This is a genomic window from Vagococcus sp. QWL-13, from assembly GCF_058683555.1.
Map to the genome: position 1 here is coordinate 2,719,597 of NZ_CM178746.1, position 16,998 is coordinate 2,736,594.

11 protein-coding genes and 1 other annotated feature are annotated in these 16,998 nt (G+C 43.2%); of the genes, 2 read left to right on the forward strand and 9 right to left on the reverse strand.

The genetic code is table 11. The features are described 5' to 3' along the window. Positions 1-10: 10 nt before the first annotated feature. Positions 11-6,661 carry a SpaA isopeptide-forming pilin-related protein gene (locus AC4PHI_RS12815; protein ID WP_492200217.1) on the reverse strand — a complete coding sequence of 2,217 codons (6,651 nt, stop codon included), beginning with the start codon at positions 6,659-6,661 and terminating at the stop codon, positions 11-13. A gap of 664 nt (positions 6,662-7,325) precedes the next feature. Next, entirely contained in the window at positions 7,326-8,297 is a 972-nt protein-coding gene (locus tag AC4PHI_RS12820; protein WP_492200218.1) for an NAD-dependent epimerase/dehydratase family protein, read from the reverse strand. 120 nt (positions 8,298-8,417) lie between these two features. Between AC4PHI_RS12820 and AC4PHI_RS12825 the strand changes: the two genes are divergently transcribed. Together AC4PHI_RS12825 and AC4PHI_RS12830 are read left to right on the forward strand one after the other, a co-directional pair. Further along, positions 8,418-9,623: a helix-turn-helix domain-containing protein gene (locus tag AC4PHI_RS12825; RefSeq protein ID WP_492200219.1), complete on the forward strand. Its 1,206-nt coding sequence runs from the start codon at positions 8,418-8,420 to the stop codon at positions 9,621-9,623. Between the two features lie 332 nt (positions 9,624-9,955). Beyond that, complete coding sequence (locus tag AC4PHI_RS12830) at positions 9,956-10,162, forward strand: hypothetical protein (protein ID WP_492200220.1); 207 nt, start codon at positions 9,956-9,958, stop codon at positions 10,160-10,162. 86 nt (positions 10,163-10,248) lie between these two features. On the opposite strand, the gene AC4PHI_RS12835 is transcribed toward AC4PHI_RS12830, so the two are convergent. The 7 genes from AC4PHI_RS12835 to AC4PHI_RS12865 form a co-directional block, all read right to left on the reverse strand. Next, complete coding sequence (locus AC4PHI_RS12835) at positions 10,249-10,770, reverse strand: NYN domain-containing protein (protein ID WP_492201606.1); 522 nt, start codon at positions 10,768-10,770, stop codon at positions 10,249-10,251. A gap of 17 nt (positions 10,771-10,787) precedes the next feature. Next, positions 10,788-11,612, reverse strand: coding sequence for a 23S rRNA (guanosine(2251)-2'-O)-methyltransferase RlmB (rlmB, locus tag AC4PHI_RS12840; protein ID WP_492200221.1), 825 nt, complete (start codon positions 11,610-11,612; stop codon positions 10,788-10,790). Further along, a complete protein-coding gene (locus AC4PHI_RS12845) occupies positions 11,609-12,067 on the reverse strand; it encodes a Mini-ribonuclease 3 (RefSeq protein WP_492200222.1) in 459 nt (152 codons plus the stop codon). Before AC4PHI_RS12845 ends, rlmB begins: the two co-directional genes overlap by 4 nt. Beyond that, positions 12,064-13,470, reverse strand: coding sequence for a cysteine--tRNA ligase (cysS, locus tag AC4PHI_RS12850; protein ID WP_492200223.1), 1,407 nt, complete (start codon positions 13,468-13,470; stop codon positions 12,064-12,066). Before cysS ends, AC4PHI_RS12845 begins: the two co-directional genes overlap by 4 nt. A 30-nt stretch (positions 13,471-13,500) precedes the next feature. Then, positions 13,501-14,046, reverse strand: a complete 546-nt coding sequence (gene epsC, locus AC4PHI_RS12855) for a serine O-acetyltransferase EpsC (RefSeq protein ID WP_492200224.1) — start codon at positions 14,044-14,046, stop codon at positions 13,501-13,503. A gap of 71 nt (positions 14,047-14,117) precedes the next feature. Next, positions 14,118-14,354: a binding site (T-box leader), on the reverse strand. Then, positions 14,351-15,817 carry a glutamate--tRNA ligase gene (gene gltX / locus AC4PHI_RS12860; RefSeq protein WP_492200225.1) on the reverse strand — a complete coding sequence of 489 codons (1,467 nt, stop codon included), beginning with the start codon at positions 15,815-15,817 and terminating at the stop codon, positions 14,351-14,353. It overlaps the preceding feature by 4 nt. A 63-nt stretch (positions 15,818-15,880) precedes the next feature. Beyond that, positions 15,881-16,984, reverse strand: coding sequence for a PIN/TRAM domain-containing protein (locus AC4PHI_RS12865; RefSeq protein WP_492200226.1), 1,104 nt, complete (start codon positions 16,982-16,984; stop codon positions 15,881-15,883). Between the last annotated feature and the right edge of the window lie 14 nt (positions 16,985-16,998).

The following is a 16,998-nucleotide window of genomic DNA, read 5'->3' on the forward strand; positions in this document are numbered from 1 at the left end:
AAAATCCCAGTTAATACATTTTCCTGCGAGTGTAGTAAAAAGCACTCGAAAGCATAACTACCACACCCAACCCTAGCATAAACAGGAATTCTGTGCCGTTTTCACCCAAAGCAGGGATTTTAGCCGGCTTTGATGTCTTACCAGATGAAACTTTTTCTGGTTCAGGAGTTTCCAGCTTTGGCGGAACCAGTACGTTGACAAAGGAACCCGCCTCAACGACTTGCGGCCTGCCTTCCCAACTGTCAGGAATTTCAAATGTTAACGGACGGGAATTTAATTTAAATCCGACCGGCGCCTCCTGTTCAACGAAAGCATAACTTCCCGGCGCAAGATTTTCTACGATGATTTCTCCCTGTTCATCAGAAATCAATCCGCTAATAAACACTTTGTCTGTGAGAACTCCGAATTTATTGATCTCATACAGATTGAACCGTGCACCTGCCAGCGCTTGACCCAACTCATCCTTTTTGACCAGTCGAGCCGAGCCCTGATAATTGATAAAAGTTTGTTCCAAAATGATTTTCTCCGGTTCTCCTTCCGCCCTTTCAGGAACAGTAAACATCAAGAGTTCCGTATTTCTTACATAGCCCGCGGGTGCTTTGGTCTCCACGAAAGCGTAATGCCCCGGTGCCAAGCCTGTCACCGTGATTTCTCCCGATTCATCGGTGATTAAATCAGTCGCGACAGCCTCATTAATTATTCCACCCGACTCATCCACTTTGTAAACGTTGAAATGAGCATTTGCCAACGGCTGGTCAAATTCAGTGGTTTTTCTCATGCTGACTTCGCTTTGATAGTTGATAAAGTTGTCATCGGCCACCACCAGCTGCGGCGCTCCTTCCGCCTCGTTTGGAATAACAAACGGTATCGGCGTATCATTTATCAAGTAACCTGCCGGAGCTGCAGTTTCAATAAACTGATAATTGCCCGGTGGCAACCCCTCAACATCGACTTCTCCATTGTCATTGGATATCACATCCGTTTGGAGTATGTTCCCCTCTTCATCAGCAACACTAAAGACCGCTCCTGCTAAAGGTTCACCGTTGATATCATTTTTGATTAAACGTGCGACCCCTTGGTAATTGATTTTCTCTCCTGCATCGACGACTTCCGGTTTGCCTGCCTCTTCAGCCTTGATTTCAAAAGCAACTGGAGTGTCATCCAATAGATAGCCTGCGGGTGCCTTGGTTTCCACGAAAGCGTAATGCCCCGGTGCCAAGCCTTCAACGAAAATCAATCCTTCTTCTGTAGGAAGCAGTTCTTCATACCCGGAAACAACATTCCCTTCAACATCTACCAGTTCGAATTCGGCACCCGTCAGCGGTTGCCCAGCTTCATCTACTTTGGTCAGCTGAGCAGTTCCCTGATAATTAATTAAAGCTTTTCCTATGTCGACTCGCACAGGTCGATCTAGTTGTTTAGCTGCTATGGTGAATGGTACCAAATCAGTATTTAGAATAAAGCCTGCGGGCGCTTGGATTTCCTGAAGATAGTAATCTCCGGGAGCCAAGTCCTCCACCACCACACGACCGGCTTCATCAGAGACCAGTTCAGGGGTATCTTCGACCACTTCCATATCCCCTTTCAGAAGTCTGAAAACAGCACCGGCCAGCGGATTGCCGTCTTCATCGGTTTTCAGCAATTCGGCGGAGCCCCGATAGTTGACAAAGTTTTTATCAATCCTAACCGTTTGAGGTGTGGAAGAAGCTTTTTCCGGAATGGTGAAGGAATATTTAGCCGTATTGATGATATAACCGGTCGGAGCCTCAATCTCTTCGAAATAATAATTACCCGGCGCCAACCCTGAAGCTGATACGACTCCCAGTTCATCTGAAATCAGGCTCTCATAACCTGGGACAGGCACTTCCTTCCCGTCCAACAGGCGGAATACAGCATTTTCTAAGGGCTTGCCTTCATCATCTGCTTTCAGCAGTTCGGCAGTTCCCTGATAATTGATAAAACCTTCAGCGACCATCACGATTTCCGGCTGTCCTTCTGCTTCTTTCGGAATAACAAACTGAACCTGTGTCGTATTCACCAGATAGCCGGCAGGTGCTTTCGTCTCTTCGAAGAAATAGGTGCCCGGCTTCAAATTATCAGCTTTAACAACTCCCGACTCGTCTGACAACAATCCCGTTTGGACAATTTCCCCGTCCTCAGTCACAATTTTAAATTCCGCCCCGGCCAACGGTTCAGATTTAGTATTTTGTTTGACCCATTTAACAGACCCTTGATAATTGACAAAAGGTTCTGCGATTTTGACGATTTCGGGTTCACCCTCGTGTCGGTCTTTGATTTCAAATGTCACCTTGGCTATGTTACGCAAATAATCCTCCGGTGCTTTTGTTTCCTCGAAAGTATACTCCCCGGGAGCCAAGCCGGCAACACGAATCAGTCCCTTATCGTCTGTGACCAACTTTTCATGACCGGAAACAACTTTGCCGTCTTTGTCCAGCAGCCTGAATTCCGCCCCAGCCAAAGGTTCCCCTTGACTAGTAGTTTTCTTGAGTTCTGCCGCTCCTTGATAGTTAATCAAAGACTCCTTCAATTCGATGACAACAGGTTTGCCTTTGGCGGCAGTCGGTACAGAAAACTTTACAGTTTGTTCGTTGATAAGATAACCGGCGGGAGCCGCTACCTCTTCAAAGACGTACTCCCCCGGTGCCAAACCTTGGGCAGTCACCACTCCTTGAGAGTCTGATGTGAGCTTTTCCAGTCCCGCAACAGGTTTTCCTTCCCCGTCCATCACTCTGAAAACCGCTCCTGCCAGTCCTATACCTGCCGAGGAAACTTTCTTCATTTTGACAGTTCCCTGATAGTTAATAAGTTCCGCCCGCTGGGTTTGAACAACTCCATCTCCGCGGTCGGTAAGTGTAAATTCTACTGGTTCAGTATTCAGTAAGTAGCCGGCAGGTGCTTTTGTTTCAGTCAAACGGTAGCTGCCCGGCAATAGTTTCTCAATGACCAGCTGACCGTTTGCACCGGTGACCAAACGTTCCTCCGAACGAATTTCCTGCCAGTCATCTTCAACTTTCTGCTCCAGTTTGAATTCAGCGTCCTTTAACAGCACGCCCTTTTCATTTTTCTTTGTCAGTATCATTTTCGTCGGTTCATTGGTAATTTCCTGAAGAGGATACTGTGCTGCTCCCTCCTCTTTTCTAACTTCGATAACTTTTCCTTTCGCTAATTCCTCGCTGACTGAATAGCCCTCTACAGCTTCCGTTTCGATTAACAAATACTTGCCTACGCGTAAATTGCCTATCTTCCACAACCCCTCTGATCCAATAGCACCTTCGCGAATCAGTTGGGTTTTTTTATTGGTCTGACTATCCATCCACCACAATTCAAACTTCGTCCCGACCAGCAGTTTTTTATCACCGTCTATTTTCTTTATCGCCAGTGAGCCCTTTGAGCCTTCTCCGCTGCCGTCAGAGTATACATATCTCACATCTTTTTTCGTTTCACTTGTAACCGAAGTCTTGTTTTGCCCTTCCAGCTTGACATTATTCGAGACATTCCCATTTATTGTCGCCAAGACTAAGGTGCGATACTGAATGTAATAAGGTTCAGTGATTTCCTTTTTAAAGAAGATAGAAAGTTTCTGATGATTATTTTCAACATCTATCTGCTCAACAGTAATCGTATAGTCTTCTCCCAGTTGAAGAACATCACTCTCGTTGACCGTCACTTCTCCATTTTGATTCACTTTGGTTCCTTTGACGACGATTGACTGTTCGTCAAACAGCTGCCCTGGCGAAGGTTCATCAATAACAACAACATTGGCAATTTTAGATTGTGAACGGTTGATGTAAAAACTCCAGTTCACATAGTCCGGGTCTCTCATATCCTGTTTTCCTTCTTTGGCTACCAGTTCTCCGCTGTGTCTCGGTGTCACAGATGCATCCAAATAATGTGTGATTTCGTTATTCGTAAATTTAGCTTTATTTTCATAAGTCTTGTTTGTTCTGCCGATGACCGTCTCTGCCAAACTGGTTTTAAAAATAAGGATGTATGCTTTTGTACTGCCTTGAGGTAATTGAATCGATAAGGTGTGCCCGTTTTTTTCCGTGGCGTGTTCAATAGCCAAAATTTCTGTCACATCGGCACCTCTGGTTAACTTGCCGTCTTTGCCCACGACAGCTTCAAATACTTGAGTTTTTTCCGGCAGATACTTTTGATCCCCTAAGATAGGATCCACGATGGTCCCGTCCTTCAACTCTTGCTGATTATAGTTGACCGACACTTCCCAGGTGATTTCCTTGGTCACTGCGTTATAAGAACTACCTTTTGTCCCGTTTTTGATAAATGGCGTTATCGGTGTAAAGTCCTTCTTTTGATGATTTTTATGCTCTCCGCCGTCGCTATCCGTCCATGAGCTGGTCGCCTGATTAATAAAAATTATTTCACTCTTGTCCCCCTTGTCTATAACACTGGTATCAAACTCGGTCGTATAAATGATTTGAAATTTATGATTCGTCCCCTCTTTCAAACCGCCTAGAAAGGCGACCCCAAAACCATCAGCTGTGGGAACCAGTTGATAATCTGTGTCACGTACCAAATATTTTTTATCGGTCTTATCGTAAATTTTAAATGTCTGTTCGATTAAACTCAGCCCGGGTGAAAAAGTGTCGTTCAACTGCCAATTTTTCATCAGATAGCCTGCGTCATTGACATCTATCTTCCAAGTCAACTGTTTTTGGTGATAATCAACACTGGCTTGGTCATAATATTTTCTTAAGTTCTGCTGTTCTGCCTGTCCTTTGCTGCCAGCTTCTTTTCCTCCCGAGTTGATCGAATTGCTGATTTCTTCAGTATCGTCCACAAAACCAGTCACTTCCGTCTGATAGTCGATTTTAACGGCTCCGCTGACCTCTTTAAGGAAAACGATTTCAAATTCATTCGGCTTAGACGAGTCTTGGTCCAATCGATAGTCCGTACCAAGCTGAAGTTTTCCCTGTTGTTGCGGATTTCCGTTACCGTCAAAGGTTACTGCAAACAATTCTAAAGTCTCCGGCAGCAGTTTTTGGTTGGCACTCATCGTATCCACCAGGGTAGTATTTGCCGGATATGTCATTTCCCGGTAGTTATATTCCACCGACCACTTATAGCGTTGATTTTCCCCCATAGCAACTGGGTCTTTCTTTGTTAACAACGGCTTGTAGTAGGCTGTTACCGTCGCACTGGCGGGGACAGGCGGCAAATCGCCGCTTGCCAGTTTGGCTTCATTAAAAAATCTCACTCCCGCTGCAGCGTCATCTTTGACTGTTTCTTCTATGTTCGTCTCATAGATGAGGCGAAAAGCCTGACTGGTTTCAGCGTAGTCTCCCCGGAAAGTAATCACATCCCCCTGCACGTCGTAGTCGACACCTTTAACAAGAGGAACTTCTGAAACACCCGATATTTCACCATTTAAATCAATAGTTAGCGGGAAAATTTTTACATCAGCCAAAGTCGTCCCTTCTGGCAAAGGATCTGTGACTGTTGGATGTTTCAATAAATTCATCCCGTGATTGATGTCTACTTCCCAAAATATTTTTTCAGGATTCAACGTTCTGTCAAAACGTCCTCTTTTGGCGATAGACTTGGAAGTTTTTGGCCGAACATTGACATTTACAGTTAAAATATCTTCTTTGTAAGGAAAGGTTATCTCCGTTTCCCCTGTTTCATTGTCTTGCCTGATACCATTTTTGTAGTTGAATGTTCCCTTCACATCGTGCTCTTCTTCCACTTTCTTGCTGAAAGTAAAGCGAACAGTGCCATCCTCAAATATTTCATAAGCACCATACTCCCCCAGTCCTTTAGGAAAATACACCGGGCTGGCAGTCAGTATTTCAGGCAACTTCAACTCAAAATAATCTCCTTCACGCATCTGGACGAGAATTTCTTCCGGAAGCGACCACGTCGTTCTTAATTCAATTTCTGAATCCTTCGTAACATCGACTGTTCCGCCAGGAGCAGCAGAAACGCCGTCTACCAAAATAGCCACACTGTCGATGATTGTGGTGATATCCTCTGTGAAAAGTGTTCGGATATCCACAGGGTTTCTGTCTGATACTGATACGGAATCTTCTGATTCTAAGGTTTCTGCCGCCTCTTTGACAGCGGATATATTTCCGACCGAAAGAATGTCAGAATCAATCAAATCATCCGCTTCCGGTACTGCTTTGATTTCTTCCTCTTGATGGATAATTTCTAAACCGGATGAAATAACATCACCCGTCGAACTAATGACTGAAATACTGGCAGGCTGACTGTCGCTGTGGTCGACTACATTCAATATCAATGTAAAACTTCCAGCGGTGTTTTTGTCAGCGGTAATTTCCAGCGTACCGTTATTGATAAAATAACTTAATCCCCCTGAACCAAAACTCTCTTGATAGCTGACAATATTAAACGGTGCTGAGGTGTGCAACTTGAAATTCGTGCTTTCTTCCCCAGTATGTCTGATTTCAGCAGAAAGTGTGAGAGTGGCTCTATTGTCTTCTTGCTGCAAGACAGCCAAATCATTTAAAGCAAGCACCGGCGGCTCGCCGGACGTTGACTCCTGTCCTTCTCCATAAACAATTGCCGGTGACACGATGGATTGTATCAGTAATGCCAGCAGCATCACCAAGGAAAATAATTTTTGCCGATTGAACTGTTTTTTTCTGTTTGTGCCCATGGTACTCCCTCCCAATTTGAATACTTCTTCACACAAAATAATCAACAATATTTGTACTAATCCTGCCAGAAAGTCGAAATTAAAATAACGATGTTTTAAATAATGTTATTCAAATTAATCCTAAAAAACCATTCATAAATTACACATCTATATGAATTTTTTCTATTATCTATTCAAATATATTTATTTTGGTCTTAATAAAATTTTTGTGATTAAAAATAACAATGCTTCTCTTGTTTTATTGACAAATAAATTAATATGAAGAAAAATTTAGCAACCTTTTTTAGTAAAAAGATGCAAATAATGAAATGAAAAATGTGCCGTTATTTAAAGTTGGAAACAAAAACTGGATACTGAAAAATTGCAACAGATGGAAAACTATTGCTGATTGGGGTTAAAAATTGATAATCAGCGGGTAAAAACAGGAGTTTATCGACAGTCTTTTTAAACTAATTGAGTGGTTTGGGGAAATTTTTAAAATTTTTTGATACCTTTGATACCAAGAAAGCTTCTGGCAGAAATTTAAGGTCAACACGAAAACAAAAAACCGAAAAGAATTTCTTCTTTTCGGCTTGTTAGTTCAATCACAGAAACACTTGTCAATTTAATCTTGCTAAACTCGGTACACAGACATCCACCTCAGTCTCCAGCATATCTTCTCTTATTATTTAACACATCTTGCCAATGTTTCTTTGATGCTGGCAACCACATCATGTTCTTTGATGCCCAACACTGGCATTGTCTCTGCCGGGTCCAAATAAAGATCTTCAAATTGCAATCTTCCGCTGACAGCCATATGGATGCCGTGCTCTTTTCCTGCGGCTTCGGTTTGAGCATCAATAGCTTCAAAAGCCGGCAGCATTTGTTCAAGGGCAACGACGGGTACTTGGGTTTTACCTGTTTGCCCAAGAGCTTCCACAATCAATTCATAGAACTGTTGGAATTTCATATTCAATCCGGAGATAGCATACGTTCCGCGATGTTCACCCTTTTCCATTGCACCAACAGCAGCTTCTGCCACTTGTTCGGCTGTGACCATGGCTGTCCCGCCAGACGGACTTGGAAAAACTTCTTGTCCTCGGACACGGTCCACGAACATCGTCCACAACGGTTCTCTCCCCGGCATCGTTCCAAAAATATAAGGCAGGCGCAAGGAACAGACTTTCATTGCTCCTTCGCCCTCAGCAAAAGCCAGTTGCTCTTGCAGCAAACGTGTATTAGGGTAAGCTTGACTCCGTAAATGATATTCCGGAAGCCTTTCGGCAAATTCAGCAAAATAAGAACCAAAGACGACAAAATTTTTGACTCCTGCCTGTTTTGCCAATCTGGCCAAACGCTGGGTTGGCAAAACGTTCGCTTCGTAAAAGAATTTTACTGCCGGTTTGTCCGGCACTGTCCGCTCGTCCGCTCCCGCCGCATAAATAAATCCTTCACAATCATCCAGCAAGGTCAAAATCTCATCATCTGTCAGAGCGTTGATATCCCCAAGCTGACATTCAACACCTTCCGGCAGTAAATCTTTCGCAGGCATCGGAGGCAGTGACATAGTTTTCACTTGATAGCCTCTGCTTAATAATTCTTTAGTAGTATAGTAGCCTAAAAATCCTGTGCCGCCTAAAATAAATACTTTTGACATGTTTGTTCCTCCTATTGTGCTTGTTTTCACAATTATTATAAACTTTTATTTCGACTTACATCTATCATAAAAAGACTTTTCACACACTTTTTGCTAAAATTAGATTAGAGGTGAACCAAAATGGATAATTTTCCTTATATCAGCAGCGACTATTTTTCAGAAAAATTCAAACCTAAAGAACTCCATTTGATAAAAGAAACAATGACTAAAAGCAGTCATAAAGTTTTTCGGGATGAAATAGAGTTTATTTATATACTGACAGGCACTTGCCGCATCGAAATCAACGACTTGAGTACCGTTGTGTCCGCTGGCGACTTCATCCAGCTGATGCCCTACCACGTCCACCGCTTTTTATTGAAACCGGATGAACAAATTCAATTTTACCGTATCAGATTTTCCATCGGTTTATTATTACTTGTCAGTACCAATCAGAAAAACTATCTGCGGTCGATACAAAAGATAGACAACGCCATTCCCATAGTTTCGTTGAAGGAACGCTACCGCAAGCAAATCGAGTTTTTATGTGCCGAGCTGGACGAAGAATTCAAACAAACAGCTGGCAACCACGAACCGTTGAATCTGGCGCTCATTTCATTTATCTCCTATATTTACAGCCGTCATCAAAATGAACTGGACAAAAAACCCGTTGCAGACAATCTAAGTTGGATTATTTTAGAATATTTGCATCTCCATCATCAGGAACCTCTGACTCCCGACACATTGGCGAAAGCTCTGGGAGTCGACAGTCAAGAGGTAAAAAGTCATCTTAAATCACTGACCGGTATGAGTTTTAAACAAATACTCAATCAAGTAAGAATCCGCAATGCAGCAGCGTTGACCCAATTCCACGAACTTTCATTGAATCAAATCGCACAAATCAGCGGATTTCACTCGGAAGCAAATTTTTACAAAACGTTTAAAAATCTGCAAGGTGTCACTCCGCAAGAATACCGTCTCAGTGGTATGTCTGCCGGTAATGTTTCTGCCGACATCTGGGAACTTGCTTGTTATTTGCTGGAAAATTGTCGTCAGCCGTTGACCATTGCTACTGTTGCCAACGATTTGCATTTTACCGAGAAAAAGATTCAAACATTGCTGAAAGAACAGTTTCAGACTACATTCAAAAGCTTTCTCAATACGTTGCGTGTGCACATTGGCAAAAATTTGCTGACAACATTGGATAAAAGTATCAATGAGGTTGCTCTGTTAGTGGGTTTTCAGGATACCTTGAGCTTCTCGCGTAATTTTCAGCGTGTTTACGGTGCACCCCCAAGAGACTATTTGAAGCAAAATCAACGGGAAAATAATATTCATCTCCGCCAGTAGGCAAATTGAAATACTAAGCCTGTTTGGTTTAACCCAACACAAAGAAACTGAAATGTCCTGTTGAAAATACAAGACACCTTAGGGGCAAATCAACTAAGCAAAAATCATTTGCAGAGCCGGAAACTGTAGATGTTATATTTTTCCAGCTTTTTACTTTTCCATTGACATACACATAGTTGCCAATGGAAAAGCTATTTTACGTTCAGTACCCTCGATGTCAAATCAACTATTCTAGATTCTTCACTTAATCAAGTCCATAATCAGGGCAAGAGATGTTTAAAACGATAAACAAATCGGGAGAAATAGGAATCATATTTAAAGGGGGAGAGTTAATGTTTTATAAAATCATGTCTGTTTTCAGTGTTATCCTTTCAATCATACAATTTTACACTACGGTTAAAGCTTATCGCTTTATCAAAACTGAGGGAGGCCAAAATACATCACCATTTATTTTATATGCCCTCTGGTTTTCCTTGGTGCTGGCAGTTATGTTTTTGACTGTCGGCATCAGCGGTATCAAAACATATTTTTTTCATTAAATGGACTCACACGGCGATAAATATCTACACTCTCGATACAAATAAAAAAGACCGCCAGCGGTCTTTTTTGTCGGACTCGTTCTATTTCATTTTGACAAATCATCTCTCAAATCTTCTAAGTGCTTCATTTCTTCCATACTCCACGGAATATTGCGTGAGTATTGGGCATAGCGGTTAGCAATCACTTCTTTTCTGATACTATCTTTGGTCTCTTCCACATCTTTATATAGCTCATAAGCGGACTTGCGCAAAGCTCCCTTGGAAAAAATCAGCCATTGTTCAGCTAAATCACTGGTGGCGACAGTCACTTGTGTCCGCAAGTCGATTAATCCTCCGGCTTCCCGCTCAATATAAGTATCTGCCGTTTCATCTGTCTTTGTAAAGACAACGGTCAGCTGATACTGTTCGTATTCTTGCTGGATACCGGGAACGAATTGTGCATCAAAAACCACAATGATTTTTATCCCCCGAAATTTAGCGTAGTTGGACAGCTCAAACAGCAGTTTATCCCGGGCATCACCTAGTTTATCTTGATTTTTCAATCGAACCAACTCCGGCCAGGCACCAATCATATTGTAGCCGTCCACCATTAATATTTGACGTTTCAGCATTTTATTCACGCCCTTTACCTCTGACGCTTCCGAAATACTTCGTACATCATGATGCCGGCGGCTACACTGGCATTTAAGCTTTGAACATGCCCCGTCATGGGGATGGTCAGCATTTCGTCAACTTCTTTTTTTAATCCGGGAGAAATGCCCTTTCCCTCATTGCCGATAATCAACGCGATAGCTCCGGCAACGTTCCACTCCCGATAATCTGTGCCTGCCATATCTGTGCCGAAAATCCAAAAGTTTTTATCCTTCAACTGACGCACGGCCTGAGACAAATTAGTCGCGCGGGCCACTGGGATATGCTCAACTGCACCGGTGGAAGTCTTTGAGACGATTGACGTGATACCTACCGCCCGGTGTTTAGGAATAATCACACCGTCCACTCCTGCCGCATCAGCCGTCCGCAAAATCGAACCGAAGTTATGGGGATCTTCGATGCCATCCAAAATCAAAAAGAAAGGCGTCTCCGAAGTAACAGAGTTTAACAGTTCTTCCACACTCAAATAGCTGAAAGGTGTCACACCTAGGACTACTCCCTGATGATTGCCCCGGTCGGTCAAATGGTCCAATTTATTTTTAGGCACGAATTGGACAGGGACTGACAGTTTTTGTGCCAGTTGTTTAACCTCGTCTATCCGCCGGCCTTTGATATCTTCTTGCACAAATAATTTATTGCCGCGCTTTGCTTGGAGTGCTTCGCTGACCCCGTAAAAACCGATGGCAAAGTCCTCTCCCGCTGCAACATCCGGTGTTTCTTGAGACTTCACAACTGTTTTTTCTTTTTTTAGTTTATTCGGCTTCCGGCGGGGGGATTGTCCGCTATGGCGTTTTGTCATGTTCCTTCCTCCTTATCACTGGCAGAACGATTGTCTTGATTCTTTAAAACAAAATCCTCTCCGCCATCTCTTATCTGCACACACCAAGTCATCAACTCTTGAAGTCTTTCAGTTTCTCCGTTTAAATGAAGATAGCCCATCACCGCTTCAAATCCTGTTGAAATACGGTACGTTTTGACCTCCACATTTTTAGCAGTGGTGTGGCTTTTAGCATTGCGCCCGCGACGGTAAATCTCTTTTTCTCTCTCATTCAGCAAGTCCTTTGCCAGCAGTTCATGCATCAATTCGGCCTGAGCGTTTGCCGAAACATACTTTGTGGCTTTCTGGTGAAGCATATTCGGCCGCGTGTTCCCTTGGCGAATAAGATACTCACGGACGAATAATTCATAAACAGCGTCGCCCATGTAAGCTAAAGCTAAGCCATTCAACAAGCCAAAATCTTGTTTCTCTCTCATTTCGTTCGTCTCCATCTGACACCTTGTGCCGTATCTTCTAATATGATGCCCTGAGCTTTCAGCAAATCACGAATCTCATCACTGCGGGAAAAATCTTTGTTTGCTCTGGCTGTCTTACGTTCCTCAATCAACTGCTCGACATCTTCATCCAGCAGCTCTTGCGTTTTCAAAGTGACGCCAAAAATATAAAGCCACTTTTCCAATTTCTCAACCGCCAGTTCCAAGACTTCCCGGGAGACTTCGGCTTTTTCGATATAGTGATTGAGCCACTTAACCAATTCGTACACCACTGTGATGCCGTTAGCAGCGTTGAAATCATCGTCCATTGCTGTGACAAACTCTTCTTCTAATCTGGTCAGCTCTGCTTCTCCATCAGCATCAGCCATACTCTCAGCTTGTTTCAGACGAAACTGGGCATTACGGTAAGCTGTCTGGATACGCTGCAAATTATTTTCCGCATCCGCCAACGTTTCTTCATTGAAAGGGATTGGCCGGCGATACTGCGTAGTTGCTAAAGCAAAACGCAAAGTCATGGCATCAACTTTTTGCAAGAGTTCATGGGCAGTCACAAAATTTCCTAGGGACTTGCTCATCTTCTCGTCTTCCGTGCCTACCGTCACAAAACCGTTATGCATCCAGTAGTTGGCAAAAGGTTTGCCGGAACGGGCTTCTGATTGGGCGATTTCATTTTCGTGGTGAGGAAACTGCAAATCTTCCCCGCCTCCATGAATATCAATAGTCTCTCCCAAATGATGATTAGCCATAACCGAGCATTCAATGTGCCACCCCGGACGTCCTTTGCCCCAAGGAGATTCCCATGAAATTTCATCTTCTTTGGCCGTTTTCCACAAGGCAAAATCGATAGGGTCTTCCTTTTTATCTTGTTCCTGTCCGGTGCGTTGGCTGGCACCTATTTCCAGTTCATCTATGGACTGGTGGCTCAATTTTCCGTAATCTTTAAACTTTCTCGTGCGGTAGTAAACATCTCCACCGGACTCATAGGCATATCCTTTGTCTATCAGTTCTTCGATAAACTGGATGATTGCACCGATATGGTCCACCACTTGCGGATGCAGGCATGCCGGCTTAACGTTCAGTGCCCCGGTGTCTTCTTTGAAGGCTTTAATATATTTTTGAGCCAAAGCTTGGGGAGTGGTGCCCTCTTCTTTGGCCGAACGAATGATTTTATCATCCACATCTGTAAAGTTAGAAACATAGTTCACTTGATAACCTCGGTACTCAAAATATTTCCGAATGGTATCAAACGCGATGGTACTGCGGGCATTGCCGATATGGATATAATTATAAACTGTGGGCCCGCACACATACATTCTTACCTTGCCTTCTTCAATAGGGACAAAAGTTTCCTTTTCCCGGGTCAATGTATTATAGATTTGAATCATTTTATTCCTCCTGTATTTTGCTCCCATAACCTACTCTATCATACTGTCATCTTTTACCCTTATGCCGTTCAATCTTACCACTTTCGCAGGCAACCCCACTGCTGTCGCATTGTCCGGGATGGATTTCAAAACGACAGATGAGGCGCCTATCTTGCTGTTTTTACCAATCGTGATTGGCCCTAAAATTTGCGCATGGGCAGAAATATAGGCACCATCCAGCAAAGTAGGATGTCTTTTTCCTTTATCTTTCCCTGTTCCTCCAAGCGTTACACCGTGAAACAAAACCACATCGTTGCCGACTTTGGCTGTTTCACCGATAACAAGCCCCATACCATGGTCAATGAAAACGCGCCGGCCGATCTGTGCCGCCGGATGAATTTCTATGCCGGTTAAAAACCGGCTGAAAGTTGCCAACATTCTAGCAACTAATTTCAATTTATGCCGATAGAGAAAATGTGTCAAATGATGCAACCATAATGCGTGCAAACCGGGATAAGTCAAGATTATTTCCAGTGCATATCTGGCCGCCGGATCATGTTTTTTTACCGTTAGAATATCTTCTTTTAGTCGATTCAAAATTCTCCCCTCACATTCATTAAGTAAAATTTTGTCATAAAAAAACGCCTTTTGCATAAGTATTGACTCATACAAAAGACGTTTGGCACGTGGTTCCACTTTTATTTGCAAAAATCAAACTTGCTGATTTCTGCCTTGTTCGTCCGTTAACGTGGACTGATTTCCGTAAACAGCTACTCTTTGAACACTGTCAGTTTCGCCGTTTCCACTACAAGGGGCATTTCAATCGTCTGTCAGGTCTATTTTCACCAGCCATAGACTCGCTGTACTAAACAAAACAATTTACTTCTTCTTGTCTGCGTGTTTATTTATTGATAACTTTATTCAAATGGTCGATCGTTTTTTCTTTTCCTAAAAGAAGGATGGTGTCCCCTAATTCAGGTCCATGAGTTTGTCCGGAAACTGCCACCCGAATCGGCATGAATAAATTCTTGCCCTTGGCGCCAGTGGACTTCTGAACATTTTTAATCGCTTGTTTGATTGACGGAACATCGAAGGCCTCCAACTGACTGATTTCTTCTTTGAACGCCGCCAGCACTGTCGGTACTGTATCTCCCGCTAATACTTTTTGGGCCCCTTCGTCCAACACCGGATAGTCCTCAAAGAACATCTCTGTCAGTGCGACGATTTCACCGGCAAAACTCATTTGCGGCTGATACAACTCTACAAGTTTTTTCACCCATGTCTGTTGGTCTTCTGTCAATTCTTCCGGCAAACGTCCAGCATCCACAAAAAACGGAACACACATAGCCGTTAATTTATCTAAATCTAACTCTTTGATGTATTGATTATTAATCCATTCCAACTTTTTGGCATCAAAGGCTGCAGGAGATTTGCTCAAACGTTTGGCATCAAACCGCTCGATCAGCTCCTCTTTAGAAAAAATCTCTTCTTCTCCGCCCGGCGACCAGCCCAGCAAGGCAATAAAATTGAACATGGCTTCTGGTAAATAGCCAAGGTCACGGTACTGCTCAATAAATTGCAGGATACCGCCGTCACGTTTGCTCAACTTCTTCCCAGTGTCGCTATTGACAATCAAAGTCATATGCCCAAAGACTGGAGGCTCCCAGCCGAAAGCATTATACACCATGATTTGTTTTGGTGTATTGGCAATATGGTCATCTCCCCGCAAGACATGAGAAATTTGCATCAAATGATCGTCCACCGCAACTGCAAAGTTGTACGTCGGCATTTTATCCCGTTTCAAGATAACAAAGTCTCCACCCACACTATCAGACTCGAAGGTGATTTTTCCTTTGACTAAGTCATCAAAAGAGATTTCTTCCCCTCTCGGCACGCGGAAACGCACAACGAAGTTTCTTCCTTCAGCTTCTTTCTGTGCTTGTTCTTCTGGAGTCAAGTGAGCACAAGTCCCGCCGTATCTTGGCATCTCGCCCCGACGATGTTGAGCTTCTTTCTGTTCTTCCAATTCTTCTTCCGTACAATAACATTTATAGGCCAGATTGCTGGCTAACAACTGATCAATCAGCGGCAAATAAATATCGCTTCGTTCTGATTGGCGGTAAGGGCCAAATGCTCCCGGCTTGTCAGGCGATTCCTCCCAATCGATGTTTAACCATTTCAAGTTATCAAGCTGGCTTGCTTCCCCGCCTTCGATATTACGCTTCATGTCCGTATCTTCTATCCGGATGATGAAGTCGCCGCCTAGATTTTTTGCATATAAATAATTAAATAATGCGGTACGCGCATTGCCGATATGTAAATGACCTGTCGGACTTGGTGCATAACGCACACGAACTTTTTTTCCCATACCTGTTATTCCTTTCTTCAAATGCTGTTCATCTATTTTCATAAGGAGAACGTCATTCTCCCATTACTTGTTCTTTTCATTAAGACCGTGCTGAGCATGAGCCGGCTTGGCAAAAATCATTCTGCCCGCTGCCGTCTGCAAGGCACTGGTTACGATCACGTCGATCTCTTTGTTCATATAATGCTGACCGTCTTCCACCACAATCATGGTGCCGTCATCTAAGTAAGCCACTCCTTGCTGACGCTCGGTGCCATCTTTCACAACCAACACCCGCATGGTTTCCCCTGGTATCACTACGGGTTTCACGGCATTAGCCAACGCATTGATATTTAAGACCGGTACATTTTGAAACTCGGAAACCTTATTTAAATTATAATCATTTGTTACCAAAACACCATCTAACAGCTTGGCCAGACGAATCAATTTGCTGTCTACTTCTGTGATTTCTTCAAAGTCGCCGTCATACATTTCCACCTGAACGCTTTCTTCTTTCTGTAAAGCATTCAAAATATCCAGTCCCCGTCGTCCTCTGACCCGCTTTACGCTGTCGCCGGAGTCGGCAATATACTGCAATTCATAAAGCACGAAATTAGGAATCAATAGTGTGCCTTCGATAAAACCGGTTTTGGCGATATCATAAATCCGACCGTCTATAATTACGCTTGTATCCAAAATTTTGTATTGGCGAAAAGTTTCATCTGCTTTCCGCTCAAGGACATCCTCAGCGTTGCGACGGTTTTTCGGCATAAATAACCTGCGCCAATCATCCATTTTAGTCGTTCCTACTCTAAAACCTAGAAATCCCAAAGATAAAAGAATAATTGCAGGTACAACATCACGAATAACGGGAATATCTATGTTGTAAAGCGGAACAGAAATCAATACTCCAAGCAGTAGTCCGACAATCGCACCAAGGGCTCCAAACAACAGATACTGAGAGCTTTTCTTGCTGATTGCATCCTCCAATTTTTTTAAACTGCTGACAAATTTATTGCCGGTCAGCATTGCAATAATCAGAAAAACCGATCCGCCAATCACACCATTGACAATATAGTTGTTGATAATCTGATTGTTAGTCAAGTCTATCAGTACCCATAATTGCGGTAATGCGGCAATACCGATACTGGCACCTATTAAAACCAAAATAATGGTATAAATTCTTTTCATAGTTTGCCTCCTCT

Bases quoted from the DNA above. Each gene is read 5' to 3' on its own strand.
- AC4PHI_RS12815 (WP_492200217.1), bottom strand. From the start codon at position 6,661: ATGGGCACAAACAGAAAAAAACAGTTCAATCGGCAAAAATTATTTTCC.
- AC4PHI_RS12820 (WP_492200218.1), bottom strand. From the start codon at position 8,297: ATGTCAAAAGTATTTATTTTAGGCGGCACAGGATTTTTAGGCTACTAT.
- AC4PHI_RS12825 (WP_492200219.1), top strand. From the start codon at position 8,418: ATGGATAATTTTCCTTATATCAGCAGCGACTATTTTTCAGAAAAATTC.
- AC4PHI_RS12830 (WP_492200220.1), top strand. From the start codon at position 9,956: ATGTTTTATAAAATCATGTCTGTTTTCAGTGTTATCCTTTCAATCATA.
- rlmB (WP_492200221.1), bottom strand. From the start codon at position 11,612: ATGACAAAACGCCATAGCGGACAATCCCCCCGCCGGAAGCCGAATAAA.
- AC4PHI_RS12845 (WP_492200222.1), bottom strand. From the start codon at position 12,067: ATGAGAGAGAAACAAGATTTTGGCTTGTTGAATGGCTTAGCTTTAGCT.
- cysS (WP_492200223.1), bottom strand. From the start codon at position 13,470: ATGATTCAAATCTATAATACATTGACCCGGGAAAAGGAAACTTTTGTC.
- gltX (WP_492200225.1), bottom strand. From the start codon at position 15,817: ATGGGAAAAAAAGTTCGTGTGCGTTATGCACCAAGTCCGACAGGTCAT.
- AC4PHI_RS12865 (WP_492200226.1), bottom strand. From the start codon at position 16,984: ATGAAAAGAATTTATACCATTATTTTGGTTTTAATAGGTGCCAGTATC.